This window comes from Dokdonella sp. (assembly GCF_035703485.1).
Lineage (GTDB): Bacteria > Pseudomonadota > Gammaproteobacteria > Xanthomonadales > Rhodanobacteraceae > Dokdonella.
Window position 1 is genome coordinate 14,753 of the sequence record NZ_DASSYD010000009.1, and the last position, 26,502, is coordinate 41,254.

Genomic DNA, 26,502 nt, shown 5'->3' on the forward strand with positions numbered 1-26,502 from the left:
TCAGCGGCGGGTGCCGAGGCGCTTGCCTTCCATACGCCGCAGGAACTCGGCCATGATGCGTCGATAGAGCTCCGCACCAAGGTGCGCGTCCTCGACACCGGCATCAATCGAGGGATTGTCGTTGACCTCGATCATGGCCAGGCGTTGGCCATCCTTCTTGATATCAACACCGTAAAGGCCGTCGCCAATCGCCGCGGTGGCCCTGAGTGCGAGTTTGACCACATCTGCCGGCGCCTCTTCGATCGGCAGGGTTTCGAAACCGCCGGATTTCGCCGTGCCTTTGGCCCCGTGGTTGTAGATCTGCCAATGGCCGCGCGACATGAAGTATTTGCACGCATACAAGGGCTCGCGATTGAGCACCCCGATTCGCCAGTCGAACTCGGTGAACATGAATTCCTGGGCCAGAATCAATGCCGAATGCTGGAACAGTGTGTCGGCCGCCGCTTTCAGCTTGTCGACGCTCTCGACCTTGACGATGCCGCGCGAAAATGAGCCATCCGGAATCTTCAGGACCAGCGGAAAGCCGAGCCGGGCCGCACTTTCATCGAGTTTCCTGAAATCGTCGCGATAGAGAATTTCGGTACGCGGAATCGGCAGCTTGCGCGCCAACATGAGGTCGTGCAGATAAATCTTGTTGGTGCATTTGAGGATCGACTCGGGATCGTCCATGACGACCATGTCTTCCTTCTCGGCACGATGCGCGAAACGATAAGTGTGGTTGTCGAGTGCCGTGGTCTCGCGGATGAACAGGCCGTCATATTCGGCCAGACGCTGGAAATCGTTGCGGCCGATCGGATCGACTTCGATACCGAGCTCGCTGCCGGCCTCGATAAAGTGCTTGAGGGCCTTCTTGTTCGAAGGCGGCATGACCTCGTTGGCATCGACGAGCATGGCCAGATCGAAACGAAACTTGCGCCGCGCGCGCGGTTTGCGCCAGAGCTTGCGCGAGAAGCGGTCGAGGATCTGCGCAAAGGCGTCTTCCTGCTCGTCGGAAAGCGTATGCAGACCGGTCGGTTTGATCGCACTGATCTGCCAGACCCGATCACGCTCGAACTCGATGCGCAGAATCGGGCTCGGAAAGGCTTCGAACACCTGGCGGGCGAGGTCTTCGAGGGTCGGATACGAAGTCTCGCCGAAATAAACGAGGATGCCGAAATCGGTGGTATCGCGACCGCCGGCCGGCAGGAACTTGCCCAGCCGGCTGCTCAGATCCTCGATATCGAGGCCGTACAGCGAGCGTCGACGCAGATCGTTGATCGTGCGCACCGAGGGAATCACCTTGTGCCCACGTGCCTCGGCGAGCAGGGAAACGTAGTAACCGGTGCCCAGATATTTGTAGCTGCGGCAAAGATTGATGACCTGGGTGCGTTCATCATCCTCATTGAGCGGTTGCTTCAGGTATTCCTGTGCCGACACCACGTTGTCGGACGGGTAGTACGAACCCCAGTCCGAGGCTTTTTCGACAACGATGACGAGACGACTCATGCAACTTGGCCATTCAGAAGGAGGATCGAAACTCGGCGACAGACCGGCTTTCTGCACGATCACCGTTGCGCGCGGTCGCAATCGCGCGAAGTTTGCCACGTCGAAGAGGCTTCGCAACGCCCGCGCCGTCAAGGCGCGAAGGTGTCGTTCAGCTTGTCCGGGAAATGCCTGGCCAGAATCTGCCTTGACGATACTGCGGTAACAGCCACGCGGGTCCTGATTTCCCTGCACCAGCCTCGATCGGGCGAATATCACATGGTCGCGCGTCGCACTGCGGGATAATCTTGATCCATGAAACAACCGGCCGATTCCCGAAGCGACAAGATCAGCCGAACCGGCATGCGAATCCGTCGTGCGACGCTGGATGACCTGAACAGCCTGGTCGCGCTAGAAAACGCAACCTTCAGCGCCGATCGACTGAGTCCACGCCAATGGCGACGCCATCTCGTCAGCGACAGCGTGTGCGTTCTGGTTGCGGCGGATTCGCAGCGCGTGCATGCCGCTGCGTTGCTGCTGTTTCGCCGGAACAGCCGCGTTGCCCGCCTGTATTCGATCGCAGTGGATGCCGGAGCGCGCGGACTCGGACTCGGCGCGGCGCTGCTTGCCGCCAGTGAAGAGGCCTCACGCCAGCGTGCCTGCACGCAACTGCGCCTGGAGGTGCGCCGGGACAACATCGCCGCGCAAAAGCTCTACCTGAGCCGCGGTTACCAATTGTTTGCGACGCGACCCAACTACTACGAGGATGGTGAAGATGCGTTGCGCTTTGCACGATCGCTATCTGGAGTCTGACTCAGGGCAGGGGCTCAGCGTATGCGTTCAGCGCGCTCAAATGAAGCTTGCTTGATGCCTTGTTCGAGCCAGCCGCTGCGCAGGTAGCGGCGTATCTTGATCTCGCCCTTGTCGACACCGACAATTTCGACGCGCATCCGCGACTTGCCTTTGCAATAGAGCATGAAGCGCTGTCCCACCTCGTCACGCAGTTTGGCGTAGTCGTCGATGATTCGTGGCCGCTCTTCGTGAACATCCGTTTCAGCGTAGAGAATCTCTTCCCGCGCGGCCGTTTCGACAACGGGCGGGCTGTTGGCGGCGCCGGGGTTGGGCGCTGCAACATCGGCCGTCGCGGCCGTTGGGGTCGGGACGCGTTCATCCGCCGCGGAAGCCGCCATCGTCGTTGTTCGACGCTCCTGCTCGATGCGCACAATGTCCCAGGTACTCTTGATCTCGTCGTTCTGCGGAAACGGCTGTTCATCGATGCTGCGCAGGCTCAGCGCGGTGCTGCGGCCCTGCACCGAGAGCTGGCCTTGCGTGCGCGCCAGCCAGCGACTCCAATCTGCGCCCTCGCTTTCCCCGGCATCAATTGTCGGTGAGTAGTTGACGACGAGATCGAGGTTGCCGCCGTTCTCGACGAAATGGCGATAGCTGGCGATGGTTGTCTCTCTCGCCTGCATGCCGATCGCCGCGAGTATGCGCTGGACCGATGCCAGATGACGCGCGGTGAATTCACTCGTGGAGATGCCGTCCTTGTTCGCACAAAACTTGTTGCGCGCAGCGACAAATCCCTCATCGACGACATGCCATTCGCTCAAGGCGAGTTCGTCTTCCTCCCCAACTTCAAGACTCAGCAAGGATTTCTTGTCGTGGACAAGCAGTTCACCGCGATAGTCGACGCGGCCGACACCTGGAGTCTCGATCGATTGTTGCTTGACGATGCGATCGGGTTTTCGCTGCCAAGCCATGGTCAGTCGGGTCGGCTTGGCATTCAGGCCCATGCCGGGTAACTCATCCGAATTCCAGGAACCATCCTCGGCACAGCCTTCCGCTTCGAACGGAGACGCGCTGGCTGTACCGAATACGGACAACTCGGGTGAAAACGGCCAGCCCATGGCTCCGCTACCGCCTTCAAAGCGCAGGGTCACCTCCTTGACGGCAGGAATTCTTTCGAGCAAATCAAAATCCCATGCGCTGCGAAAAAACTGAAAGATCGGGATTTCGACAGAGACGTTGTCGAAGTGGTAGGACTCCTCCTTATCTCCGTCGATCGGCACCAAGAGCACATCGCTGACCCATGCGCCACCCAGCGGCCGGATACTTATGCTGCCGTAGTAGATATTCCAATCAGGAAATGCCAGCCCGATCGAACGATGCGCAATCAGGTCGGCTTCGTTGCTGCAACTCCACCAGAAGGCCAGGACTCCGAGCAAAATGATGAAGATCCGCCGCTTGGTAAAGCCGCGCTTTTCGGAACTGCGAACCATGGATTTCAAGTCTTTGTCGGGTTGATCTGCGATCGCCTCTCGAACGCGCAAAAATGATACATCGAACCTTGTGCCGAAAAACAGGGGTTCGATGAATGATCAACAGACTAGCCCGGGCCAGGGCTCTACTACCAACCCGCTTCGCGCAGCTTCTGCTCGGTCATGGCATCGGCTGGTCGCGCCACGAGGCCACCCGCCGGAGCCAGGCTGACGTGGTATTCGCCACCATCGACCAGTGGCAGGTAGGCGGCACTGCCGTAGTCGGCATCAACCCAGGGCAACCATTGTGGAAAACGGCGCTTCAGGTCGAGCAAATCCAGGGGGTTGGGCTCATGCAGCGCGACCACGCTGCGTTCGCGCTCGCTCTCCTGCGCGGCATCGGCGTAGCGCCCGCTGATGCGGTCGAGGCGATACAGCACCGGCGCACCGAGCATCACCGCACGCGGTTCCCACTTGACCACGCGTGCATCAAGCTGCCATTGATCACCGGCAACACCGACGTTGCGATGGGTTCCATCCGGAAAGTCGATGCGCACATTGAAGCGTTGCGGCCCGAGTTGTCGCGCCTGCAAAGTGGCCAGCAGGGTTTCCGTGGTCAGCCTGCGATAGCCAAGCAAAGCCGATGCTGAAAACGCGCCGAGCACGGTCAGCAGAAGAAATACCATCGTCCACAAGCTGCGATGACAGGCCGAAAACCGATGGCGTTCGCGCCAGCGACGGCGCGCGCCGAATCCGCTGATCAATGTGAAAAGCGCACAGAAGCCAGCGAAAATATAAAGGACAATCAGGATTGGCGTCAGGGGCATGCTTGCGAGCATACCTGTTTCGCCCATGCCAAAGCATGAATCGACGGCACGCGTTGGTGACGGATCGACGCCGCCGCAGCGCTATACTCGCGGTCAGTTTCCTCGCCGTGAATCCTGCTGATGTTGCGTACTTTCCGAAATTTGCTTTGCTTGCTTGTGCTCGTCGGCCTGGTCGGCTGCGGCAACAAGGGTGATCTGATCAAGCCCTCGGCGCCGACCGCTTTGGTTTCGGCGGACGCAGCGCAGGGCTGAGGCTTGCTTGCATGGGCATGGCCTTCAGCAAGATGCACGGTATCGGCAATGATTTTGTCGTGATCGACTGTCGGCAAAGGCCGATGGCGCTCGATACCGTCGCCATTCGTCGACTCGGTGACCGTCACTTCGGTGTCGGCTTTGATCAGTTGCTGAGTATCGAACCCAGCCCCGATCCGGAATGCGCATTTCGCTACGGCATCTGGAACCGTGACGGATCGCGCTCGGGGCAGTGCGGCAATGGTGTGCGTTGCGTGGCCGCGTGGCTGGCCCGCGATGGCAGCCTCGGCAAGGGGCTGGTCAGTCTGATGAGTCCGTCCGGCCCGGTACGTGTTGAAGTGCTTGCCGATGCGCGCGTTCGCGTCGACATGGGTGAGCCGCGGTTCTCTCCATCGGCCTTGCCACTCGATGTGCCGCACGAGCGCGATCACTATGACATCGATGTCGCTGGAGGCTCGGTGCGCATCGGCGCGGTGTCGATGGGCAATCCGCACGCGCTGATCGAGGTTGATAATGTGGATGCCGCTGAAGTCGATGTGATTGGCCCGGCGGTCGAGCACGCCGAGGCGTTTCCGCGCGGCTGCAACGTCGGCTTTGCGCAGATTCAATCGCGCTCGACAATCGCCTTGCGCGTCTGGGAACGCGGCGTCGGCGAAACCCGCGCCTGCGGCAGCGGCGCCTGCGCGGCGGTCGCCATATTGCGCCGGCGCAATCAGATTGATGCATTGGCCGAAGTGCATTTGCCCGGAGGCATGCTGGAAATCCAATGGCAGGGCCGCGATCATCCGCTGTGGATGACCGGCCCGGCATCGTTTGTCTTTGAAGGGGTATGGCATGAGTGAACTGAGCGTGCGTGATGGACTGAACGCAATGGAAGTGGCCAGCTATCTGCGCCGCAATACGGACTTCCTCAAGGAATTCCCGGACCTCGCGATGCTGCTGCGGCTGCCACGCGAGCAGGGACCGGCCGCCTCACTGGCGAGTTACCAACTCGAGGTGCTGCGCGACAAGAACAACGAGTATTCGCGTCGCTTGCACGACCTGATCGAGATCGCCCACGAGAACGAGACCCTGATGGTTCGCGTGCATACGCTGACCCTGGCCTTGATGCGCGCCAACAGCCTGGCCGACACGGTGACTCGCGTCGTCGCCAGCCTGACCGAGGATTTCCACACCGATCTCGTTCGCATCGTCCTGTTCGATAGTGACCCGAATCTGCCGGCGGCAGACTGGCTGCTGGTCGAGGCTGACGGGCGCAATTCGATGCCGGCCTTTGCCGAGTTTCTGAAACGTGGCGAGCCACTCTGCGGACGCTTGCAGCAGGACAAGCTCGATGCCTTGTTCGGCGATCGCGCCAATGAGGTGCAATCGGCGGTTCTGCTGTCGATCGGCGACGTCGGCATGCTTGCCATTGGCAGTCTCGACTCCAATCGCTTCCATCCCGGCATGGGCACGGTGTTCCTGCGCCTGATCGCCGAGGCCATGTCGGCGGCGGTTGGTCGTTACGCCGGCGATTGATGACATGGACGCGTCGCTTTCCCGTGCAATTGACCGATTCCTCGGCTATTTGCGCGTCGAGCGGCGCTACTCGCCATCCACGCTGGACAACTATGCGCGCGCGCTGGCCAAGCTGATCGCCTATGCCGAGCGCATCGGCATCGGCCAATGGAATGAGCTGCGCAGCAGCCAATTGCAAGCGCTGGTCGCCGAGCAGCATCGCAGCGGCCTGGCCCCAGCCAGCCTCGGCCTGTTCCTGTCATCTTGCCGCAGCTTTTTCCGCTATCTGGCCCGCGACGGTGAGGTCAAGGTCAATCCCGCAGTCGGCGTACGTTCGCCAAAGGTTCCACGCAAATTGCCGAAAGTGCTCGATGCTGACGAGATGAGCGCCCTGCTTGAATTTCCCACCGACGATGTCGACGCCGTGCACGATCGGGCCATGCTTGAGCTGCTCTATTCGAGCGCACTGCGCGTCGCTGAAATCGTCAGCCTGCGCTGGCGTGATCTGGATGCTGGCGAAGGCATGTTGCGGGTTACCGGCAAGGGTTCAAAGACCCGTATCGTGCCCGTCGGGCAGCAGGCCCTGGACGCGCTTGAAATCCTGCGCGTGCAGGATCAGGCCGGCGATGATGACCTGATCCTGCGCGCCCGAAATGGACGTCCGCTGAGCACCCAGGGCGTGCGCACACGACTCAAACGCCGGGCCAGGGATCAGGGTGTCTGGCAGCGCGTCTATCCCCATCTGCTGCGTCATTCCTGCGCCAGCCACCTGCTCGAATCCTCGGGCAACCTGCGTGCCGTGCAGGAATTGCTTGGCCATGCCGATATCGGCACCACCCAGATCTACACCCATCTGGACTTTCAGCATCTGGCCAAGGTCTACGACGCAGCGCATCCACGGGCGAAGCGCCGTACCAAATAATTCGCTTCAAACCGTGTTGGCTGAACCGCACATGCTGCGGAGCTGACGATCAGATGAATGGAAAATTGGGATTCTGCGCGCGATTCAGGATCGTTCGGGCAGGCTTGCAACCACACAGCGAGACAGCCGAACCGGCTTCCGCAACAAGCTCAAGGAGAACCCGATGACGAATACAAACAAGTTCATGTCTGCGACCACGTTGATTGGCGATGGCATCAATAATCCGCAAGGTGAATCGCTCGGTGATCTGAAGGAAATCATGCTCGATACGACCACCGGAACGATTGCCTACGCCGTTGTTTCCTACGGCGGAATCCTCGGCATGGGTGACAAGCTGTTTGCAGTACCGTGGAAGGCTTTCAGCATTGATCACGCCAATCACAAGCTTGTTCTGAATGTCAGCAAGGAGCGCCTCAAGGATGCTCCCGGCTTCGACAAGGACAACTGGCCGAACTTTGCCGACTCGGCGTTTGCCTCCAGCTTGAGCACCTACTACAAGAGCTGAGATCGGCGTTCAAGCACCGTGAAGACCTGGAGACCGGCACCCGCCGGTCTCCTTTTTTGTGCATGGCGCACGATGAGCCGGTTCGGCGCTTGAGGATCAGCCATCACGCCCACAGCCCGGCGAAACTGGGCCCCCTTGGAATGACCCGCACAACCCCAAGATTGATCGGCTCGAACCGAATGTGGACTCCCGATGGAATCTTTTCACGCCACAACCATTGTTTCGGTGCGCCGCAATGGCAAGGTCGTCATTGGCGGCGATGGCCAGGTGACGCTCGGCAACACGATCATGAAGGCCAATGCGCGCAAGTTGCGCCGCCTCGGCAAGGGCGACGTGATCGCCGGGTTTGCCGGTGCAACCGCTGACGCTTTCACCTTGTTTGAATTGTTCGAAGCCAAGCTTGAGCGCTTCAGCGGCAACCTGACCCGCGCCGCCGTCGAGATGGCCAAGGACTGGCGCACTGATCGTCGCCTCGGTCGCCTCGAAGCCATGCTCGCAGTCGCCGACAAGGATGTGTCCCTGCTGATCTCCGGCAACGGCGATGTCGTCGAACCCGAAAACGGCCTGATCGCCATCGGCTCCGGCGGACCCTTCGCCCAGGCGGCCGCAAAGGCGCTGATCGAAAACACCGATCTCGGCGCCCGCGCAATCGTCGAACAAGCCCTCAAGATCGCCGGTGACATCTGTATTTATACGAATGGCAATGTGACTGTTGAGGAGCTGTGAGAGCGGGAGTCGGAAATCGGGAGTAGGGAATAGGAAAGCGGAGCGTGTAGCCTTTCGCTTGTGCTTTTCCCACTCCCCACTCCCTACTCCCCACTCCCGGTTCCTCAAACCACATAGCGCCTCAAATTTCATCATCCCGAAACAACCAGAGAAACCCGGCACCCACACAATGCAATCCATGACCCCACGCGAAATCGTTCATGAGCTCGATCGTTACATCATTGGCCAGAATGCGGCCAAGCGGGCGGTGTCGATCGCCCTGCGCAACCGCTGGAGGCGGATGCAGCTCGAACCCGAGTTGCGCAACGAGGTGACGCCGAAGAACATTCTCATGATCGGTCCGACCGGCGTCGGCAAGACCGAAATCGCCCGGCGTCTGGCGGCATTGTCGAATGCACCGTTTATCAAGGTTGAGGCAACCAAATTCACCGAGGTTGGCTACGTCGGCAAGGATGTCGAGCAGATCATTCGCGATCTCGCCGACGCCGCGGTAAAGATGGCGCGTGAACAAGCCAAGACGCGCGTGCGCTCACAAGCCGAGGATCGCGCCGAAGATCGCATCCTCGATGCGCTGCTGCCACGGCGGCAAAGCGTTGGTTTTGCCAACGAGCCCCAGCAGGTGGACGAGCGCGCGGCGGAAACGCGGCAGAAGCTGCTCAAGCAATATCGCGAAGGTCAACTCGATGATCGCGAGATCGAGATCGACGTGGCGCTCAATGTCGGGGTCGAAATCATGGCCCCTCCGGGCATGGAGGAGATGACCAACCAGTTGCACGGCATGTTCCAGTCGCTATCCGGCTCGAAAACGCAGAAGCGGACGCTGCGCGTCGCCCAGGCTCGACCCGTCCTGATCGAGGAAGAGGCCGGCAAGCTCGTCAATGACGAGGAAATCAAGACCGAAGCGATCTACAACTGTGAGCAGAACGGGATCGTCTTCATCGACGAGATCGACAAGGTTGCGCAGCGCGGCGAGTTCAGTGGAGCCGGTGTCAGCCGCGAGGGCGTGCAGCGTGATCTGCTGCCGCTGGTTGAGGGCTCCTCGGTATCGACCAAGCATGGCATTGTGCGCACCGACCACATCCTGTTTATCGCTTCCGGTGCGTTTTCATTGGCCAAGCCCTCGGATCTGATTCCGGAACTGCAGGGCCGCTTTCCGATTCGTGTCGAACTCAGCGCGCTCAACGCCGAGGATTTCAAACGGATTCTGAGCGAACCGCAACACGCCCTGACCAAGCAATATGCCGCCCTGCTTGGTACCGAAGCCGTCGAACTTGAGTTCACCGATGAAGGCATCCAGCGCATCGCCGTAGTCGCTTTCCAGGTCAACGAGCGTACCGAAAACATCGGCGCGCGTCGTCTGCACACGGTACTTGAGCGCCTTCTCGACGAAATCTCGTTCACCGCCTGCGATCACGAAAGCGGCAAGTTCGTGATCGACGCCGCCTACGTCGACAACCACCTCGGCGAACTCGTCAGGGACGAGGATCTGTCGCGCTACATTCTGTAGCGGGAATAGGGAATGGTTACCGCAAAGCTCGCGATCCCTGGCTTTTCGCCCTTCCTACACCCTACTCCCCACTCCCCACTCCCGTCGCCGCAGTTGCGGCGACAAGCCATTCATCCGACCATAGCGCCATGAGTACTGTTGTTCCTTTCAAATCCCGGGGTGTCCGCGCTGTTTTGCGCGAGGCACTTGAAGCCCGCATACCCATGCGCTTGGCCCGTGAACGCATCCAGCCTGGCTGGATTCACGGCTATGTCATTGGCCTTTCGCGCGACTTCTGCCTGATCGCCGAAGTCGGTGACGCCATGCGCTTTGATGGTTATGTGGTGGTGACAATCGCTGATTTGAGCCAGATCGAAGAAGACCCCTCGCGCGAATTCGTCGAAAAGGCGTTGGCGCTGCGGGATGAGCCCTTGATGATTCCGAAGGATTTCCCGCTCGATGACTGGCCAAGTATCGCCAAGGCCGCAATGCTCTTTGCGCCCTTGTTGTCAGTCAACGTGGTCGAGGATGAAGACGGCGAAGTCAGCTATATCGGTCAATTGGCCGGTATCGAAAGCGATGCGCTGCTGTTGCGCGAAGTTGATCCGAATGCGCACTGGCATGACGACGCCGGAGATTACGGCTTCGATGAAATCGCCTCGATTGGCTTCGGCACCGGCTATCTCGAAGCGCTCTGGCAGGTCGCCGGCAACCCGATCGACCCGATGAGTCCCCGCGTCCCGCGCTCGGATTCGGTGCACTAGGGCCGGGAGTGGGGAGTGGGAAATCGGGAGTGGGAAAAGCCGTTCAGCGCGGTTTGCTGCTTCTCGCTTCTGCTCTGCCTTGACCCAATCCCGATTTCCCATTCTCGATTTCCCCCAGAAAATGCCTACCCCAACCCAGCTCACCCTGCACCGCGCTTCACATGCACTCGAAGTCGGCTTTGATGACGGCAGCAGCTTTCGCCTGCCTGCGGAATATTTGCGCGTGAATTCACCGAGTGCCGAGGTGCAGGGACACGGCAACAAGGTGCTGGTTGGGGGCAAGAAGGATGTCGCCATCGATGAGATCGTTCCGGTCGGCAACTACGCAGTCCTGCTCAAGTTCAGCGACGGCCACCAGACCGGAATTTTTTCCTGGGATGTACTGCACGAACTCGGTCGCGATCAGGACAAGAACTGGACCGAATACCTCGCCGCGCTCGATGCCGCGGGAAAGTCGCGCTTGGGGTGAGATTGAGCCGGCATTCGGGATTCAATATGTGGGATGACCAGCCGTTCGGCTGTTGAAAGCCGTAGATGCAACAGCCGAAGCGCGCTTCGCTGTTGCGAATCCCTAATCCCGAATCCCGGCCTCTCTACCAGCCACCGCCGCCACCGCCGCCGCCACCGCCGCCAGACGATCCACCGCCGCCACCGCCCGAGGACGATCCGGGTGCGGTTGCCGAGGAGCTGATTGCGCTGCTCAGACTGGAACCGAGCGAGCTGCCAAAACTGCTCGCATCAAAACCTCGACCCATGTCGCCGGCATACCAGGCCATGCCCGCCGCGGCAGCAGCAACCGCGGCTGGCCCAATCGCATCGGCGAGCTTGTCGCCCCAGGTTTTCTCGACATCAAGCGCGAGCGCGTACGGCAGCAGGCGCTGGTATTCGTCGACAGTCATCGGTGGCGCCTTGGCCCGGGCCAGATCGTCGCGTTCGGCAACGCCGAGATACAGGCGAAGTCCTTCGAGACGATCAAGCAACTTGCGACCCTGCACGGTCGGTGCGCGCATCCAGTATGCAAATGGCACCTGAATCCCGGCCAGCAGCGCAACCAGGATGGCGAACAGGACGCTGGCATTCAGGCTCAGTATCCCCGCGGCGACAACCAGCGCTGCGACAGCAATCAATGCGCCAATGCTCAGGCCGATCGGTCGGCCTCCATCCTGCCAGGCAGCGATGGCTTTGTAGGTGACGGTACTCGCGGCAGTCGCGGCTATGAAAGTGAGGACGGTCGGAATGATGACTTCCGGAGCCATCGAAAGGCGATCGATAAGAAACGCGCCGACGATCGCCGCGATGGAAATCAGGATGCCGAGGCAACCAATGCCGTCATTGCGACGGAAATTGTCCTTGGCGTATGTCTTCTTCAGAAAGCGATCGTGCGCACTGCGTGCGGAGCCGATCGTGGAATGGCTTTCGTTCTTGAACACCAATGATGTTCTTGTGCCGAGCAGGCCGTCATAGAGCTCTTGTGCGGAATCGGGGACCGCTGCTCCGGGCTTGTTCGCTCGTTCGATCGAGAAAACGGATTTCTCCGATTTGCTGATTTTCACCATGCCGCAGACGCCGAGATCGACCATGTCGGCGGCAAAGCAGCGATCGTCGTAGCCCATGCGTCGCACATAGCGCGCGGCAGCGGGTGAGATGCCGGTCGGCGGATCGTATTCGGGGATGATGACGCCGCCTTTCGGATCGACACCGACGCGGCGCCATTGCATGTACAGGAACCCGACCAGGATCAGCAAACCGGCGGCGAGTACGGCCTCCCGACGATTGTCGGCAGCGAACCAGGCCAGCTTCTGGTTTGTTGTCGGCGCGGCAACAACGCCCTTCGGAAAGCTGACGACGACGGTGAGTCCGTTTCCGGGTGGAAGCTCGTGCGTCGTCGAGATGATTGCGTGGCCGACGTCATTGACGCTTGCGGTGTAGTTCTGCGCCTTCGAATCTTGTTCACCGGTATAGCCTTCGACCTTGATTTGAGAAGGATCGATATTGCCGGGGAGAGTCACCTCGGCGCTGGCCGAGTCGATCGTGAAGCCCCAGCCATTGCCGGTGACGTTCCAGTACAACTCGTCGTGGTCAGCAAAGAATCCGAGTTGACGTGCGGTCCGATAGCGAAACACATAGGTGTGTTCGCCGTGATTGAGCATGACGTTCGCACTACCAAAATAGACACGCACGCCGTTCGGGCGGCCTTCATCGTGCCAGGGCTCCTGATGGCCATCTCGGGTGACATCGAGAGGTTCGAACAACACGTTGATCCGATTTCCGTAGCGATCCCGATAGTCGGTCGGAAAGTCACGATAGATGCCGCGGCGGATGCGATCACCTTCGGCATTCACCTTGATCGTCTCGGTGATCGTCATTGAACCGTCGGCAGCGATGACGATGTCACTGTGGAAATCCAGAATGCGTTCGTCGGCATGCGCCGACAGGCAACAGAACATGGCAAAGATGGCGGCAAGCAAACGGATCATGGCGCGCTCCTTTGTTCGGCATTGGCCTCAAAGAACTCCCCTGGCTTGAACCCGGTCAGGCGGGCCACGATCAGGTCCGGGAAGTGTTCAATACGGGTATTCAGTTGGCGAACGGCACCATTGTAGAAGCGTCGTGCATATTGCAGATGATCCTCAATGGCAACGAGATCACGCGAGAGTTGCATGAAGTTTTCGCTCGCCTTGAGATCGGGGTAGCTCTCCTGCAAGGCGAGCAGGCGTTCGATCTGATTGCCGAGCTGATCCTCAAGCCTGGCCCGGTCGGCGAGTCCTGCAGCGGCCTTGGTCCGCGCGCGCAGCTCGGTGATTGTCTGCAAGGTATCGCGCTCGTGTGAGGCATACGCCTTGACCGCGGTAACCAGCTGCGGAGTCAGATCGTGACGGCGCATCAACTGCACGTCGATATCACTCCAGGCCGCGCGCATCTGGTTGCGATCGGCAACCAGGCGATTGAACATGACGATGCCGCCCAGCAAGACCACGCCGATGGCAACGAGAATTACGATCAACATGTTGGGCTCCACATCGTGCGCGAACTCAGGGTTCTTCAGCCTGATTTTTGGTCGAGGGTTGCAGGTGCCTGTCCATCCAGTTGACGATCGCGTGATAGGCATGCAGTTTCATCGAGGTTGTCGACAGACCATGCTTTCCACCCGGGTAGGTCATCAAGTCGAACTCGATGCCACGCGTTTGCAGTTCCGACATCAGCGCTGTGGAATTGGAAAAAAGAACATTGTCATCGGCCATGCCGTGAATCAGGAACAGTGGTGAACTGAGTCCATCCAGCCAGGCAAACGGCGCGCTGCGGATATAGCCAGCCTTGTTGTCCTGCGGCGTCGACAGATAGCGTTCGGTGTAGAAAGTATCGTAAAGCGTCCAGTCGGTGACCGGAGCAACCGCCACCCCGGCAGCAACTTCCGCCGAGGCTTTGCTCAGCAGCATCGTCGTCATGTAACCGCCGTAGCTCCAGCCGAACACGCCGATGTGCTCGCCATCGACCCAGGGTTGCTCCTTCAGCCAGTGGATGCCGGTCAGCTGATCAAGGACTTCGGCATTGCCGAGCTGGCGATAGATGACATCGGAGAACTTGCGTCCACGCCGGTCCATACCGCGGTTGTCGAGAGTGAAGACGACGTAGCCCTGCTGGGCCATGAACTCAAGGAAAAGATCACCCCATGCGCGCACGACTTTTTGTACGTGGGGTCCACCGTAGTAGAAGATGAATACCGGATAGCGTTTGCCCGGATCGAAACCGGCTGGCTTGTACAAACGGTAGTACAAGGTCTGCTCATCCTCGGCCTTGAGCGTTCCGAATTCCGGTGCGATGTGCGCTTGGCGATAGGCCGCATACGGATGCGTGTCATCGAGTCTGTTTTCCTCGATCCAGGCAATGCGAGTGCCATCGGCCGAGTGCAAGCTGACCTGGGGCGGTGTGCCCGGATTGCTGAAGCTGTCCAGATAGACCGAAGCGTCTTCGGCGAAGGTTGTCGTGTGGGTTCCATTGCGCTTGCTCACCCGGGTCGGTGTATTCGCTGTGCTGCCATCGAGCTTCAGCCCGTAGACCTGAGTATCGGGGACGTAGTCGCGGTTGGATTGCACATAGACCTGGCCTGAAGCTTCATCGACGCCGAGCAGCTTGTCGATATTCCAGTCACCGCTACTGATTGGGTGGCGCAACTTGCCATCGAGGCCATACAGATAGAGTTGCTTGTAACCACTGCGTTCGCTGGCCCAGAGAAAGGCATCATCATTCTTCAGAAAGTGCAGATCCGAGTTCAGATTGATCCAGGTTTCGCTACTCTCCCTGACCAGCACGCGTTGCTCGAGCGTGGCGCTGTCGACGAGACGCAGTTCCAGACTTTGCTGATTGCGCGGCATCAGTTGATAGCTCAATTGCTTGCCTTCTGGCAGCCATTTGACGCGAACCAGATAGATGTCGGTGTCTTCGCCAAGGTCAATCCAGCGAGTCTCGCCGCCTTGCGGCGAAATCAGGCCCAGTTTCACCGTGACATTGTTTTTTCCGGCCGCCGGATAGCGCTGACTGATGACTTCAGTGTGGTCGGCGTAGACCTCGGCACGCTTGACCACGGCGACATGGGATTCGTCATAGCGCTCGAAAGCGATTGCCGAATCATCGGCTGCCCACCAGTAGCCCTCGCTGCGATCCATTTCTTCCTGGGCGACAAATTCGGCTTCGGCATTGTGGATGACCCCGCCGCCATCGGTTGTCAGCGAGCGAACCTCGTTGCTGGCCAGATCGATGACCTTGAGATTCTGGCCCTGAACAAACGAAACATAACCACCCTTCGGCGAAATCTGCGGGTCAATGAACGCGCCGTCGGTGGGCAATTCCCGGACCGCTTTGTCTGCTGTCGCTGACATCGTGTACAAATAGAGCTTGCCGCCCAGCGGGAACAGCAACGACTTGCCGTCGGGTGACCACTGATAGCTGACGATGCCGCTCAGTCCGGCGATGCGGGCGCGCTCGCGACGACTCTTTTCGGCATCGCTGAGCTCGGCGCCGCTGTCCAGCGTATCCGCATCGACAAGGCGTCGAGTGACCTTGTCGCTGATGTGATACTCCCAGAGATCAAGGCGATTCTGGTCGTCGGCGCGTGCGCGCAGGAATGTGACGCGCGAGCCATCTGGCGAAATCTTCAGCTCGCGCGGGACCGGACCATCGAGGCCTCCGCCGCCAAAGATGGCTTCAAGCGTCAATGAATCGGCCATCACATGGACCGGCAAAAGTAATAGAGCAAGCAACAAGACACGCATCGAATCCTCCCTTGGTCGTCCGATTATCCCGATGCCTGATCTTGATTGATACCGCGTTCGCGCTCAATCGACCGGTCGCTGAAACAGATTGCGCCTAGCCTCCTCGCTCAGCGGCTGGCCTGAAGGACTGATCGCTTCGCCTTTTTCATAAGCGCGGACGGTTGCCGGTCGATCACGAATCGCCTCGAACCAGCGCTTGAGTTGCGGCGTATCGTTGAGGTCCTGATGCTGTGCTTCGTAAGGCACGATCCATGGATAGACTGCCATATCGGCGATCGAGTAGCTCGCGCCAGCAACGAATTCGTGCGCGGCCAGTTGTTTGTCGAGAACGCGGTAGAGTCGGCGCGTTTCGCGTTCGTAGCGCTCGATGGCGTAAGCTATTTTTTCCGGAGCATAGCGATTGAAGTGATGATTCTGCCCGGCCATCGGACCGAGTCCGGCCATCTGCCAGAACAGCCACTCATTGACGACAACGCGTTCGCGCAACATCGTCGGCAGGAACTTTCCGGTCTTTTCGGCAAGGTATTGCAGAATTGCGCCTGATTCAAAAACACTCAGCGGCGCGCCGCCATCGGCCGGAGCGTTGTCGACGATGGCCGGCATGCGATTGTTCGGCGATATCTTGAGAAAGTCCGCCTCGAACTGCTCCCCCTTGCCGATATTGACCGGCTTGATCGTGTAGTCGAGGCCGACCTCTTCGAGAAACATCGTGATCTTGTGGCCGTTCGGTGTTGGCCAGTAGTGAACATCAATCATCGTGGGATCCTTGATACGCGCCTGATCGAGTCTGCATGGTGCGCGTTGCTGCGGGTTTCGAGACCAATCCGGCGAAGACGGACATGCAGCACTAGCGTTTGCTCATGTACTTCCAGTTTCTCGGTTTACCTTCGCTCATCCATTCGATGGCCTGGGCACAGCGACGGTTTCGGGTGGCGGCTTGTTTGGCTTCGGCGATCCACTCCATGTACTCGCGTTGCTGACCTGGAGGAAAGTTTTCAAACTGTTCGCGCGACTTCTTGTTGGCCGCGAGTGCCATCGCAAGTTCGGCAGGCATCGAGACTGCCCGGCCCCTCGGATTGCGCTTTGGCGCCGCGCGCCTGATGCCTTGCTCATTGAGCTTCATGGCCTGACGAATCAAGCCTGCCAGTTCGCGCTTTGCGGGCAGATCGGCGAGGGTTTCAATTCGACCGAACTGTCCCATCCCCGATTGGCTCCTCTGTTCTTCTGTGATCCCGTCGATCAGCGCCGATTTCCAGAATCCAAAAGCAACGTGCTGCTTGAACGCAGCCATGTGGCAGAGCATCGCCCCGGCATACAGGAAGTGCGGGCTACCCCACTTGATGGTTTCCTCGACATCCTTGCAACTGGCATGAACGACGGCACGCAGGTGCTCAAGAATGGGTCGGGCAAAATCCGCCGAGCGGGCGATGTAGGCATCAATACGTGGATCGTGGCTGGACATGAAAACCTCCGGTTGCGATCCATGGTAGCGCCATGGACGATTACTTGCCGATGCAGAAGTCCGCGAAGATGCGGCCGAGCAGGTCATCGCTGCTGAAGGTTCCGGTGATTTCTCCCAACTCATGTTGCAGCTGGCGCAACTCTTCGGCAGCGAGTTCACCGGCGCGCTGTTCGCATAGAGCGTATCGGGCGGAATGCAGATGTTCACTGGCACGTTCAAGTGCTTCGACGTGACGGCTGCGTGCGCTGAACGCTCCATCGCCGCCTTCGCCAAGCCCGGCGGCGTTGCGCAACTCGGCATGCAGTTGGTCCACGCCGGTTCCGGTTTTGGCGGATAGCCAGAGGTGCACGACATTGTCGATGAGCTTGCGTTGTGCGTCTCTGGTATCGAGATCGATCTTGTTGTGGATGATGATGCGGGCGCGGTTTGCAGGGAAGCCGTCGAGCAAGCCGAGATCGGTTTCGACCTGCGCGTCGCTGCTGACCAGCACGGCCAGATCGGCACGTTCCAGCTCCATGCGTGCGCGACGGATTCCCTCGATCTCGACGCGATCTTCGGATTCGCGAAGTCCCGCGGTATCAACCAGGGTGATCGCGGTTCCGTCGAGATCGATGATCTCGCGCAAGACGTCACGGGTGGTCCCGGCTACCTCGGTGACGATGGCACGATCGCTTGCGGCCAGTGCGTTGAGCAGACTCGATTTGCCGGCATTCGGTTGGCCGACGATGACCACATGCAAACCGTCAGCCAGACGAACTCCACGTCGGCTCGCGACGAGCAATTCATCTAGCGCGTGGCGCAGCGCGGCGAGGTCCTCGACAAGACGTGGCGTGGCCAGGAAATCGATTTCCTCTTCCGGGAAGTCAATCGCCGCCTCGATCCAGATGCGCAAGCGCACGACGGACTCGGTCAGCGCATGGACCTGGCGTGAAAATTCTCCATCCAGGCTGCGTACGGCTGCGCGGGCGGCGGCTTCCGACCCGCTGGCGATGAGGTCGGCAATGGCCTCGGCCTGGGTCAGATCGATCTTTCCGTTGAGGAACGCGCGCTCGGAGAACTCGCCCGCTCGGGCTTGTCTGGCACCGAGCGCGATAACGCGTCGTAGCAAAAGAGCAAGCACAACCGGACTGCCGTGAACCTGCAGCTCGATGACATCTTCGCCGGTGAAAGAGTTCGGTGCAGGGAAATACAGCAACAGACCCTGATCCAGAAGCGCACCATCAGCGTGGGTAAACGTGCAGTAATGGGCGTAGCGCGGCTTCGGTTTTCGGCCGAGCAGTGTGGTCGCGATATCAAGCGCCTTGAAACCCGAAACCCGAATGATGCCGATGCCGCCAGCGCCGGCGGCGCTGGCGATGGCGGCTATCGTTTCAGCTTGCGGTTTCATGGCCTGTCACCCGCCGGTCTCGTCGCTGGCGTCGGCCCGCAGCTATTTGGCGCTGGCCGAAACCAGGGGTTTGTCGCCCGCTTCGATGCGCTTGGTGATGATCCATTGCTGGAGCAGACCGATGGCGCCATTGGCAGTCCAGTAAAGGACCAGTCCGGCAGGGAAGAAGGCGAACATCACCGAGAAGATCAACGGCATGAACTTCATCATCTTCGCCTGCAGCGGATCCATGCCGGTCATCGGCGTGAGGTACTGCGTGGCCAGCATCGTCGCTGCGTTGAGGACCGGCAGCACATAGTAAGGATCCGGCGCGGTCAGGTTGTGGATCCACAGGATAAACGGCGCCTGGCGCAGCTCGACACTTTCCAGCAAAACCCAGTACAGACCCAGAAAAACCGGAATCTGCACGAGCATCGGCAGACAGCCGCCGAGAGGGTTGATTTTTTCCTTCTTGTAAAGCTCCATCATGGCTTGATTGAGCTTCTGCTTGTCATCGCCGTAGCGTTCCTTGAGCGACGCCACGCGCGGCTGCATCTTGCGCATCTTCGCCATCGAGCGGTATTGCGCCTCGGAAAGCTTGAAGAACACCGCCTTGATCGTCAGCACCAGCAAGATGATGGCGAAGCCCCAGTTGCCGGTGAGCTTGTGGTACATCGACAGCAGCCAGTGCAGCGGCTCGGAAATCACGGTGAAGATGCCGTAGTCGGCAGTCTTGGCCAGCCCCGGGGCAATGTCGTCGAGTGTGCTTTGCAGTTTCGGACCGACGTAGAGGCGGGCGCTGAAGCTGTCCTCCGAGCCGGGAGGAATGGTCAGTGTCGGCGACTGACTGCGCACCAGATAGCGTTTGGTGTTGCCATTGAGTTCGGTGGTGGTGAATTTGTCGACTTCGGTTGCCGGTGGAATCCATGCGGCAAAGAAATAGTGTTGCAGCAAGCCGACCCAGCCACCGGTAACGCTCTGGTTGAGCGGTTCCTTGTTGAACTTGTCGAAAGCCAGCTTCTGGAATTTTTCTTCCGGGCTGTACCAGGCTGCACCCATGAAGCTGTAGCGCGAAGTATTCGTATAGCCCTTGATACCCGAATTGTCGATGATCAGCGGAACACGCTGAAGCTGCCGATAGGCGTTGCCGACCCATGGCGTTGCGCTGTGGTTGCTGATCTGCTGGCGCTGCTCGATGACGTAACTGCCGCGCTCGAAAACGAAGGTTTTGGTCACCGTGATGCCGGAAGCGTCTTGCCAGGTCAACGGGACTTCGAGGCGGTTTTGTCCATCCGCCAATTTGTAGGTGCGGGTCGCGGCTTCGAACATCGTCTCGTGATTCGGTGCCGGACTGCTGTTGCTGACCAGACCACTCTGGGCGACGAAATAGTGCTCCGGGCTTGGATCGAGCAAACGTACCCGCTCCGGTTGCTTCTGCTTCTCCGGATAGGCAAGCAGGTCGGCGCTGATCACGCTGGCACCACGCGGGTCGATTTCAACGCGCAACAGATCGGTGGTGACGACGATCGGATTGGCCGACACACTCATCGTCGAGCTGGCGGGTGCAGTGGCGGTCGCTGCTGCGGGGGTCGGCGTGCTCGCTGTCGGAATCTCCCCGCTAGCCGGCGCAATTGCTTGCGCGGCCGGCGTGGCGCCTGGCTCATCCTGCGCAACACTGGTGGTCGGTGCTAGTGTTTTGACCTGCGGGTTGTAATCGATCTGCCACTGCGAATAGATCAGATAGACGAGGGCAAACAGGGCAACCAGCAGAAAGGTGCGGGGATTGTTCATGGCGGCTTCGGTTTCTTCGACGAGCTCGCCGGACTCCGGCGAAAGAGGAGGGTGTCGCGACCCGGGTTGTCGGGCAACGGCGGCACAATAGCGCGGTGTTAATGCACGATCAGCCGCGCATTGTGCCGGTGCCTTGCGCTGCCTTCAACGTCGCGAGCTTTTTCCAGAGACTGGCAAGATCTGCACGCAAGTCTGCGGAAGGCGTTTTCACCGCACTCGATCGGGCGATCAGCAGAATATCGACACACGGCAGATCGGCAAGAACATGACGATAGCTTTCGCGAACGAGCCGCTTGATTCGATTTCTGTCTACAGCTCGCTTGGAGACACGACGAGAAACCGCCTGGCCAAGTCGGCTAGTCGGTTGTTTGTTGCTTGAATACTCGGCCAGAAAGTGGCGGACGCCGATGCGTTTCGAGCTGCCTCGCAGCGCGGCGAAATCACCGGGCTTGAGCAGTCGCGCGGTGCGCGGATAGGCAAACTGCCCCATGCCACCGCAGACAGCGATTTCAGACGGCGAGACGCTTGCGGCCTTTGGCTCGACGCGCGTTGATGACGGCGCGACCACCACGGGTCTTCATGCGGGCGCGGAAACCGTGGGTACGGGCGCGTTTGAGGTTGCTCGGCTGATAGGTACGTTTGGTGGCCATGAGTCGGCGCCAGGCTTGGAGAAAAGGGCGCGAATGATAGGCGTGCGATAGTGTGCGAGTCAAGGCGTGTCGCTGGCGTGTCTCGCTGGTGCGCGAGTAGACTGCACGGTTCGCGCCGGGAGCACTGCTCCCAGACGTTGTCGTTCCAGCTAAAACATCGAGGAATCATGAGCGAGCTTTGGGGGCGCTGCATCGAGCGCCTGGAAACGGAATTCGGGCCCGAGGATGTGCAGACATATCTGAAACCCTTGCAGGCTCGCGAAAGTGAGGACGGCTTGCACCTGCTTGCGCCCAATGATTACACGCTGGAAGTCGTCCGTGAGCGCTTTCTTGCGCGAATTCGGGCAGTGATCGAGTACCAGCATGGTGCAGCGGTCAAGATCAATCTGGGGGTTGGCGCGGTTGGCGGGCGCAAACCCGCTGTCAAGAAGCCGGCGAGTGCGGCCAAGGTCATCGAGCGTTCGGTCGATGCGCACAATCTCGATCCGAATTACACCTTTGACAGCTTTGTCGAAGGCAAGACCAATGAACTCGGCAAGGCGGCCGCGATTCAGGTCGCGACAAACCCGGGCAGCGCATTCAATCCCTTGCTCCTGTATGGGGGCACCGGCCTTGGCAAGACCCATTTGATGCACGCCACCGGCAATTTGATGCGTCACAACAACCCGCGTTGCAAGGTTTTGTATCTGCGCTCCGAGCAGTTCGTCGGCAGCATGATTGATGCGTTGCGCACAAAGAACATGGACGAGTTCAAGCGTCGCTTTCGCAGCGTCGATGCATTGCTGATCGATGACATTCAGTTTTTTGCCGGCAAGAACACCACCCAGGAAGAGTTTTTCCACACCTTCAATGCGCTGTTTGATGGCAAACAACAGATCATTCTGACCTGCGACCGTTTCCCGCGAGAGGTCGAGAATCTTGAACCGCGTCTCAAGTCCCGCCTCGGCTGGGGCTTGTCAGTGGCCATCGAACCACCGGATTTCGAAACACGAGCAGCCATCCTGCTCAGCAAGGCGGCCAGCAAGGGGGTCGATCTTCCCGAGGATGTCGCGTTCCTGATCGCCAAGCGCATGCGTTCGAATGTCCGCGATCTTGAAGGCGCTCTGAATACCCTGATAGCTCGATCGCATTTTGGCGGGCGGCCGATTGATGTCCTGTTTGCCCAGGAAACCTTGCGCGATCTTCTTACGGTGCATGCGCAGGCGATCACGATCTCGAATATCCAGAAGATCGTCGTCGAGTATTACCAGTTGCGCATTGCGGATTTGCTCTCGAAGCGTCGCAGTCGCTCGGTGGCCAGGCCGCGGCAGATGGCCATGGCACTGGCCAAGGAATTGACCGAGCACAGTCTTCCTGAAATCGGGGACGCTTTTGGTGGGCGCGACCATACGACGGTGCTGCACGCCTGCCGGACAATCAGGAATCTCAAGGAAACCGATGGCAAACTCAATCAGGATTGGGACAAACTGGTTCGCAACTTGACCGGTTGATTAGCTGTGGACAACCTGGGGGTTATTGAAAGCGTTAGAATTATCCACAGACGATGCACAGCCGGACCGACCCTTAGTCCACGACAAGATTTATCTTCAAGATATTGAAAATAAAAGGTTTTGTGCTGGCTTTTGAGTTATCCAGCGGACCTGCTACCACCACTATTCTTTAATCAGATCAAAATCAGAAACAGGAAGGGACCGATCATGCGCTTCATTCTTCCTCGCGAGGCCTTGCTGAAACCGCTACAACAAGTTGTTGGTGTTGTTGAAAGACGTCAGACACTTCCAGTTCTTTCGAACTTGTTGGTCAACGTCACCGATGACGGTGTTTCCTTCACCGGTACCGATCTCGAAGTCGAGATGGTTGCGCGGGTTGGCGCAGAAGATCTGTTGCCGGGGGAAGTCACGATTCCGGCGCGAAAGCTGTTCGACATCTGTCGAGCTCTGCCGGATGGCGCCCGGGTCAAGATCGAGTTGAATGGTGATCGCGTATCGGTGAGTGCAGGGCGTAGTCGTTTTACCCTGGCGACCTTGCCGGCCAGCGAGTTTCCGACCATCGATGATATCGAAGTCGTCGAACGTGTCAGTCTGGCCGAATCGGTTCTCAAGAGCCTGATCGCACGAACTGCTTTTGCCATGGCGCATCAGGATGTTCGTTACTACTTGAATGGTCTGTTGCTGGATCTTCGCGACAAGACACTGCGCTGTGTGGCCACCGATGGCCATCGCCTGGCGATGAGTGATTCGGAGCTGGAGAAGGAGGTTTCCGCGCGTCGCCAGATCATTATTCCGCGCAAGGGCGTACTTGAACTGCAGGGCTTGTTCGAAGCGGGTGAAGGTCAGGTCGAGCTGGAACTGGGGCGCAATCACATTCGTGTGCGTCGTGACTCGGTTACATTCACGTCGAAGCTGATCGACGGACGCTTTCCGGACTACGAGGCAGTCATTCCGATCGGTGCCGACAAGGAAGTGCGTCTGGGTCGCGAGGAGTTTCGTTTTGCCTTGCAACGAGCCGCTATTCTTTCCAACGAGAAGTATCGCGGGGTCAAGCTGGATGTCAGTCCGGACAAGCTGCGCATCGTCGCGCACAACCCGGAACAGGAGGAGGCGGTCGAAGAGCTCGAGGTGAACACCACAGTGTCGGACCTCAGTGTCGGATTCAATGTGAACTATCTGATGGACGCTCTCGCCGCGCTGAGTGGAGAGGAGATCATTCTGAGCCTGCGTGATGCGCAATCGAGTTGTCTGTTGCGCAAGGTAGACTCGGATGACACCCAGCATGTCGTGATGCCTTTGCGACTCTGACGCGGATGCGCATGATCGGCCTTGGGACCCGCGCAGCGACGGTTGCGCGGGTTTTTATATTTTTGGGGACTGTCGAATGCGTCTGAATGAACTGCGGATCAACGATTTCCGCATCATTGAGGATAAGACGTTGGAGCTGGTTCCTGGCTGGAATGTTTTTACCGGTGCCAACGGCGCGGGCAAGACCAGTGTCCTCGAAGCGGCGTTCATGCTGTCTCATGGTCGATCGTTCAGACGGAGCTTCAGGGATTCACTGAGCCGCATTGGAAGCCAGGGCTTTTCGGTTTTTGGCCGTTTGCGACGTTCGGACGGTTCTGAGGTTCGACTTGGTTTGGCCCGGCGTGGCGGAAAGCTTGATGCGCGAGCAGACGGTGAGGTGGTGGGAATAGCCTCATTGGTCAGATGTTGCGCGGTGGTTTGCTTTGAACCGGGCTCGCATGAGCTGATCAACGGGATTGCCGAGGAGCGACGGCGCTATCTCGACTGGGGTGTGTTCCACGTGGAACCCGATTTTCTTGAGCAATGGCGACGATACCAGCGCGCTTTGCGACAGAGAAACAAGGTGCTTCGAGATGGCGGTGGCGATGATTACCTCGAGCCGTGGGAGATCGAGCTTGCTGCCTGTGGCGAGCGGATCGCTCTGTTGCGTGGGAATTATGTTGATGCGTTGCACGCCTATCTGGCGCCATTGCTGGAACGTTTCCTCGGTGAGCTTGGGGAGTTTCAACTGTCGCTGGATTCAGGATGGAAGGCTGATCTGTCGCTCGCCGATGCGCTGGGGGAAGGGCGAAGTCGGGATCGCGAACGAGGCTTTACCGGGCGTGGCCCGCATCGGGCAGATTGGTCGATAAGCTTCGACAGGGCGCCCCGACGCGAGCACCTCTCACGGGGTCAGGAGAAGCTGTGTGCATTGGCTCTGGTTCTGGCGCAGGCGCAGCTCTATTCGGAGCAGGTGGGTGAATGGCCGATTCTGTGTCTTGATGATCTGTCCTCGGAGCTCGATCTTGCGCATCAGACCGAAGTAATAGGTCAACTGCAGGCTAGTGGCGCCCAGGTCCTTTTGAGCGGGACGGAACGACCCCAAGTATTTGATGCTTCGTCCTCTAGCTTGCGTGTGTTCCACGTGGAACACGGCCAAATCATGGTCTGACTGCTATAATCCCGGGCTTGTGTCACGAGTCTGGCGCAGCTTGCGCCGAGTGGCGGCTGATAACAGCGGAGTCCCATGAGCGAGCAATACGATTCAAGCAGAATCAAGGTTCTGAAAGGCCTTGATGCCGTCCGCAAACGTCCGGGCATGTATATCGGCGATACCGATGATGGCTCCGGTCTGCATCACATGGTATTCGAGGTTGTCGACAACTCGATCGACGAGGCCCTGGCCGGACATGCCAACAAGGTTTCGGTGACGATCCACGTCGATGGCTCGGTCAGCGTGGTCGACAATGGCCGCGGTATCCCGGTCGGCATGCACGAGGAAGGTCGATCCTCGGCTGAAATCGTCATGACCGTTCTGCACGCCGGCGGCAAGTTTGATGACAACAGCTACAAGGTTTCCGGAGGCTTGCACGGGGTGGGCGTCTCGGTCGTCAACGCCTTGTCCGAGCATCTCTGGTTGACCATTCATCGAGACGGTCAAGAGCACTATCAGGAATACAAGCTGGGCGAGCCGCAATTTCCGCTCAAGGTCGTCGGCGCGTCATCACAGCGCGGCACCACCGTGCGCTTCCTGCCGAGCAGGTCGGTTTTCTCGGATGTGGAGTTCCATTACGAAATCCTGGCCAAGCGCCTGCGCGAGCTTTCTTTCCTCAACTCCGGCGTGCGTATCGAGCTCACTGATGAGCGCAGCGAGCGCCACGATGTGTTCGAGTATGTCGGAGGAATCCGCTCTTTCGTCGAGCATTTGGCCCAGTTGAAGACACCACTGCATCAGAAGGTCGTCTATTTCACCCTTCAAAGCGATGCAATCACGGTCGAAGCGGCGCTGCAGTGGACCGATTCCTACCAGGAAACCTGTCTTTGCTACACCAACAACATTCCGCAGAAGGATGGCGGTACGCATTTGGCCGGCTTGCGCAGCGGACTGACCCGGACCCTGAGCAACTACATCGACAAGGCCGGTTTGCAGAAGACCGCCAAGGTCGGTTTCTCCGGCGATGACATGCGCGAAGGTTTGATTGCCGTGTTGTCGGTGAAGATGCCCGATCCCAAGTTTTCGTCGCAAACCAAGGACAAGCTGGTATCGAGTGAAATCAAGGGCATCGTCGAATCGTCGATCAACCAGAAGCTCGAAGAGTTCCTGCTGGAAAATCCGCATGAGGCCAAGGCCATTGCCGCCAAGGTCGTCGATGCTGCGCGCGCACGTGAAGCGGCACGCAAAGCGCGTGAGATGACGCGACGCAAGGGTGCGCTCGATATTGCCGGATTGCCTGGAAAGCTGGCGGACTGCCAGGAAAAAGATCCCGCC

At 59.1% G+C, this 26,502-nt stretch carries 26 protein-coding genes; 14 read left to right on the top strand and 12 right to left on the bottom strand.

The window, feature by feature from the left end:
- Complete coding sequence (locus VFN25_RS00720; protein ID WP_325137755.1) at nucleotides 1-1,485, bottom strand: RimK family protein; 1,485 nt, start codon at nucleotides 1,483-1,485, stop codon at nucleotides 1-3.
- Between the two features lie 291 nt (nucleotides 1,486-1,776).
- On the opposite strand from VFN25_RS00720, the gene VFN25_RS00725 reads away from it, so the two are divergent.
- Complete coding sequence (locus VFN25_RS00725; protein WP_325137757.1) at nucleotides 1,777-2,274, top strand: GNAT family N-acetyltransferase; 498 nt, start codon at nucleotides 1,777-1,779, stop codon at nucleotides 2,272-2,274.
- Nucleotides 2,275-2,288: 14 nt separating this feature from the next.
- Here VFN25_RS00725 and VFN25_RS00730 read toward each other — a convergent pair whose 3' ends face one another.
- On the bottom strand, nucleotides 2,289-3,740 hold the full coding sequence (locus VFN25_RS00730) for a hypothetical protein (RefSeq protein ID WP_325137759.1): 1,452 nt from the start codon (nucleotides 3,738-3,740) through the stop codon (nucleotides 2,289-2,291).
- Between the two features lie 128 nt (nucleotides 3,741-3,868).
- Nucleotides 3,869-4,546: a hypothetical protein gene (locus VFN25_RS00735; protein WP_325137761.1), complete on the bottom strand. Its 678-nt coding sequence runs from the start codon at nucleotides 4,544-4,546 to the stop codon at nucleotides 3,869-3,871.
- 120 nt (nucleotides 4,547-4,666) lie between these two features.
- Between VFN25_RS00735 and lptM the strand changes: the two genes are divergently transcribed.
- The 9 genes from lptM (at nucleotide 4,667) to VFN25_RS00780 (ending at nucleotide 11,167) form a co-directional block, all read left to right on the top strand.
- Nucleotides 4,667-4,798: an LPS translocon maturation chaperone LptM gene (gene lptM, locus VFN25_RS00740; RefSeq protein WP_325137763.1), complete on the top strand. Its 132-nt coding sequence runs from the start codon at nucleotides 4,667-4,669 to the stop codon at nucleotides 4,796-4,798.
- Nucleotides 4,799-4,809: 11 nt separating this feature from the next.
- A complete protein-coding gene (gene dapF, locus VFN25_RS00745) occupies nucleotides 4,810-5,640 on the top strand; it encodes a diaminopimelate epimerase (RefSeq protein WP_325137765.1) in 831 nt (276 codons plus the stop codon).
- The gene (locus tag VFN25_RS00750; protein ID WP_325137767.1) at nucleotides 5,633-6,316 is read left to right on the top strand and encodes a DUF484 family protein; all 684 of its coding nucleotides are present in this window, start codon (nucleotides 5,633-5,635) and stop codon (nucleotides 6,314-6,316) included. Before dapF ends, VFN25_RS00750 begins: the two co-directional genes overlap by 8 nt.
- Before the next feature lie 4 nt (nucleotides 6,317-6,320).
- Nucleotides 6,321-7,217 (top strand): tyrosine recombinase XerC, encoded by an 897-nt coding sequence (locus VFN25_RS00755; protein WP_325137769.1) that lies wholly within the window; start codon nucleotides 6,321-6,323, stop codon nucleotides 7,215-7,217.
- 163 nt (nucleotides 7,218-7,380) lie between these two features.
- Complete coding sequence (locus VFN25_RS00760) at nucleotides 7,381-7,722, top strand: PRC-barrel domain-containing protein (protein WP_325137771.1); 342 nt, start codon at nucleotides 7,381-7,383, stop codon at nucleotides 7,720-7,722.
- Between the two features lie 192 nt (nucleotides 7,723-7,914).
- Nucleotides 7,915-8,448: an ATP-dependent protease subunit HslV gene (gene hslV, locus VFN25_RS00765; protein WP_325137773.1), complete on the top strand. Its 534-nt coding sequence runs from the start codon at nucleotides 7,915-7,917 to the stop codon at nucleotides 8,446-8,448.
- 169 nt (nucleotides 8,449-8,617) lie between these two features.
- Complete coding sequence (gene hslU, locus VFN25_RS00770) at nucleotides 8,618-9,955, top strand: ATP-dependent protease ATPase subunit HslU (protein WP_325137775.1); 1,338 nt, start codon at nucleotides 8,618-8,620, stop codon at nucleotides 9,953-9,955.
- A gap of 128 nt (nucleotides 9,956-10,083) precedes the next feature.
- Complete coding sequence (locus VFN25_RS00775) at nucleotides 10,084-10,698, top strand: hypothetical protein (protein WP_325137777.1); 615 nt, start codon at nucleotides 10,084-10,086, stop codon at nucleotides 10,696-10,698.
- A 121-nt stretch (nucleotides 10,699-10,819) separates the two neighbouring features.
- On the top strand, nucleotides 10,820-11,167 hold the full coding sequence (locus VFN25_RS00780) for a DUF971 domain-containing protein (RefSeq protein WP_325137779.1): 348 nt from the start codon (nucleotides 10,820-10,822) through the stop codon (nucleotides 11,165-11,167).
- Between the two features lie 124 nt (nucleotides 11,168-11,291).
- Here VFN25_RS00780 and VFN25_RS00785 read toward each other — a convergent pair whose 3' ends face one another.
- The 9 genes from VFN25_RS00785 to rpmH all read right to left on the bottom strand — a co-directional run bounded on the left by VFN25_RS00785 (nucleotide 11,292) and on the right by rpmH (nucleotide 21,237).
- Nucleotides 11,292-13,175 carry a DUF2207 domain-containing protein gene (locus tag VFN25_RS00785; RefSeq protein WP_325137781.1) on the bottom strand — a complete coding sequence of 628 codons (1,884 nt, stop codon included), beginning with the start codon at nucleotides 13,173-13,175 and terminating at the stop codon, nucleotides 11,292-11,294.
- Complete coding sequence (locus VFN25_RS00790) at nucleotides 13,172-13,705, bottom strand: LemA family protein (protein ID WP_325137783.1); 534 nt, start codon at nucleotides 13,703-13,705, stop codon at nucleotides 13,172-13,174. The genes VFN25_RS00785 and VFN25_RS00790 overlap by 4 nt, the downstream gene beginning before the upstream one ends.
- A gap of 25 nt (nucleotides 13,706-13,730) precedes the next feature.
- Nucleotides 13,731-15,968: a S9 family peptidase gene (locus tag VFN25_RS00795; RefSeq protein ID WP_325137785.1), complete on the bottom strand. Its 2,238-nt coding sequence runs from the start codon at nucleotides 15,966-15,968 to the stop codon at nucleotides 13,731-13,733.
- Between the two features lie 63 nt (nucleotides 15,969-16,031).
- The gene (locus tag VFN25_RS00800) at nucleotides 16,032-16,724 is read right to left on the bottom strand and encodes a glutathione S-transferase N-terminal domain-containing protein (RefSeq protein ID WP_325137787.1); all 693 of its coding nucleotides are present in this window, start codon (nucleotides 16,722-16,724) and stop codon (nucleotides 16,032-16,034) included.
- A gap of 91 nt (nucleotides 16,725-16,815) precedes the next feature.
- Nucleotides 16,816-17,430, bottom strand: a complete 615-nt coding sequence (locus VFN25_RS00805) for a YdeI/OmpD-associated family protein (RefSeq protein ID WP_325137789.1) — start codon at nucleotides 17,428-17,430, stop codon at nucleotides 16,816-16,818.
- Between the two features lie 40 nt (nucleotides 17,431-17,470).
- Nucleotides 17,471-18,817: a tRNA uridine-5-carboxymethylaminomethyl(34) synthesis GTPase MnmE gene (mnmE, locus tag VFN25_RS00810; protein ID WP_325137791.1), complete on the bottom strand. Its 1,347-nt coding sequence runs from the start codon at nucleotides 18,815-18,817 to the stop codon at nucleotides 17,471-17,473.
- Nucleotides 18,818-18,859: 42 nt separating this feature from the next.
- Nucleotides 18,860-20,587, bottom strand: a complete 1,728-nt coding sequence (gene yidC / locus VFN25_RS00815) for a membrane protein insertase YidC (RefSeq protein ID WP_325137793.1) — start codon at nucleotides 20,585-20,587, stop codon at nucleotides 18,860-18,862.
- Nucleotides 20,588-20,696: 109 nt separating this feature from the next.
- On the bottom strand, nucleotides 20,697-21,077 hold the full coding sequence (gene rnpA / locus VFN25_RS00820; RefSeq protein WP_325137795.1) for a ribonuclease P protein component: 381 nt from the start codon (nucleotides 21,075-21,077) through the stop codon (nucleotides 20,697-20,699).
- A gap of 19 nt (nucleotides 21,078-21,096) precedes the next feature.
- Entirely contained in the window at nucleotides 21,097-21,237 is a 141-nt protein-coding gene (rpmH, locus tag VFN25_RS00825) for a 50S ribosomal protein L34 (RefSeq protein ID WP_092408490.1), read from the bottom strand.
- Between the two features lie 167 nt (nucleotides 21,238-21,404).
- Between rpmH and dnaA the strand changes: the two genes are divergently transcribed.
- The 4 genes from dnaA to VFN25_RS00845 form a co-directional block, all read left to right on the top strand.
- Complete coding sequence (dnaA, locus tag VFN25_RS00830; RefSeq protein ID WP_325137800.1) at nucleotides 21,405-22,727, top strand: chromosomal replication initiator protein DnaA; 1,323 nt, start codon at nucleotides 21,405-21,407, stop codon at nucleotides 22,725-22,727.
- A gap of 207 nt (nucleotides 22,728-22,934) precedes the next feature.
- On the top strand, nucleotides 22,935-24,035 hold the full coding sequence (gene dnaN / locus VFN25_RS00835) for a DNA polymerase III subunit beta (RefSeq protein WP_325137803.1): 1,101 nt from the start codon (nucleotides 22,935-22,937) through the stop codon (nucleotides 24,033-24,035).
- Nucleotides 24,036-24,111: 76 nt separating this feature from the next.
- Nucleotides 24,112-25,185, top strand: a complete 1,074-nt coding sequence (recF, locus tag VFN25_RS00840; RefSeq protein WP_325137805.1) for a DNA replication/repair protein RecF — start codon at nucleotides 24,112-24,114, stop codon at nucleotides 25,183-25,185.
- A gap of 75 nt (nucleotides 25,186-25,260) precedes the next feature.
- Nucleotides 25,261-26,502 (top strand): ATP-binding protein (locus VFN25_RS00845; RefSeq protein ID WP_325137807.1); only part of this gene is annotated, 1,242 nt, incomplete at its 3' end.

What these genes read in the sequence shown, in the direction of transcription:
- VFN25_RS00720 (WP_325137755.1), bottom strand. Translation starts at nt 1,485, where the DNA reads ATGAGTCGTCTCGTCATCGTTGTCGAAAAAGCCTCGGACTGGGGTTCG.
- VFN25_RS00725 (WP_325137757.1), top strand. Translation starts at nt 1,777, where the DNA reads ATGAAACAACCGGCCGATTCCCGAAGCGACAAGATCAGCCGAACCGGC.
- VFN25_RS00730 (WP_325137759.1), bottom strand. Translation starts at nt 3,740, where the DNA reads ATGGTTCGCAGTTCCGAAAAGCGCGGCTTTACCAAGCGGCGGATCTTC.
- VFN25_RS00735 (WP_325137761.1), bottom strand. Translation starts at nt 4,546, where the DNA reads ATGCCCCTGACGCCAATCCTGATTGTCCTTTATATTTTCGCTGGCTTC.
- lptM (WP_325137763.1), top strand. Translation starts at nt 4,667, where the DNA reads ATGTTGCGTACTTTCCGAAATTTGCTTTGCTTGCTTGTGCTCGTCGGC.
- dapF (WP_325137765.1), top strand. Translation starts at nt 4,810, where the DNA reads ATGGGCATGGCCTTCAGCAAGATGCACGGTATCGGCAATGATTTTGTC.
- VFN25_RS00750 (WP_325137767.1), top strand. Translation starts at nt 5,633, where the DNA reads ATGAGTGAACTGAGCGTGCGTGATGGACTGAACGCAATGGAAGTGGCC.
- VFN25_RS00755 (WP_325137769.1), top strand. Translation starts at nt 6,321, where the DNA reads ATGGACGCGTCGCTTTCCCGTGCAATTGACCGATTCCTCGGCTATTTG.
- VFN25_RS00760 (WP_325137771.1), top strand. Translation starts at nt 7,381, where the DNA reads ATGACGAATACAAACAAGTTCATGTCTGCGACCACGTTGATTGGCGAT.
- hslV (WP_325137773.1), top strand. Translation starts at nt 7,915, where the DNA reads ATGGAATCTTTTCACGCCACAACCATTGTTTCGGTGCGCCGCAATGGC.
- hslU (WP_325137775.1), top strand. Translation starts at nt 8,618, where the DNA reads ATGCAATCCATGACCCCACGCGAAATCGTTCATGAGCTCGATCGTTAC.
- VFN25_RS00775 (WP_325137777.1), top strand. Translation starts at nt 10,084, where the DNA reads ATGAGTACTGTTGTTCCTTTCAAATCCCGGGGTGTCCGCGCTGTTTTG.
- VFN25_RS00780 (WP_325137779.1), top strand. Translation starts at nt 10,820, where the DNA reads ATGCCTACCCCAACCCAGCTCACCCTGCACCGCGCTTCACATGCACTC.
- VFN25_RS00785 (WP_325137781.1), bottom strand. Translation starts at nt 13,175, where the DNA reads ATGATCCGTTTGCTTGCCGCCATCTTTGCCATGTTCTGTTGCCTGTCG.
- VFN25_RS00790 (WP_325137783.1), bottom strand. Translation starts at nt 13,705, where the DNA reads ATGTTGATCGTAATTCTCGTTGCCATCGGCGTGGTCTTGCTGGGCGGC.
- VFN25_RS00795 (WP_325137785.1), bottom strand. Translation starts at nt 15,968, where the DNA reads ATGCGTGTCTTGTTGCTTGCTCTATTACTTTTGCCGGTCCATGTGATG.
- VFN25_RS00800 (WP_325137787.1), bottom strand. Translation starts at nt 16,724, where the DNA reads ATGATTGATGTTCACTACTGGCCAACACCGAACGGCCACAAGATCACG.
- VFN25_RS00805 (WP_325137789.1), bottom strand. Translation starts at nt 17,430, where the DNA reads ATGTCCAGCCACGATCCACGTATTGATGCCTACATCGCCCGCTCGGCG.
- mnmE (WP_325137791.1), bottom strand. Translation starts at nt 18,817, where the DNA reads ATGAAACCGCAAGCTGAAACGATAGCCGCCATCGCCAGCGCCGCCGGC.
- yidC (WP_325137793.1), bottom strand. Translation starts at nt 20,587, where the DNA reads ATGAACAATCCCCGCACCTTTCTGCTGGTTGCCCTGTTTGCCCTCGTC.
- rnpA (WP_325137795.1), bottom strand. Translation starts at nt 21,077, where the DNA reads ATGGGGCAGTTTGCCTATCCGCGCACCGCGCGACTGCTCAAGCCCGGT.
- rpmH (WP_092408490.1), bottom strand. Translation starts at nt 21,237, where the DNA reads ATGGCCACCAAACGTACCTATCAGCCGAGCAACCTCAAACGCGCCCGT.
- dnaA (WP_325137800.1), top strand. Translation starts at nt 21,405, where the DNA reads ATGAGCGAGCTTTGGGGGCGCTGCATCGAGCGCCTGGAAACGGAATTC.
- dnaN (WP_325137803.1), top strand. Translation starts at nt 22,935, where the DNA reads ATGCGCTTCATTCTTCCTCGCGAGGCCTTGCTGAAACCGCTACAACAA.
- recF (WP_325137805.1), top strand. Translation starts at nt 24,112, where the DNA reads ATGCGTCTGAATGAACTGCGGATCAACGATTTCCGCATCATTGAGGAT.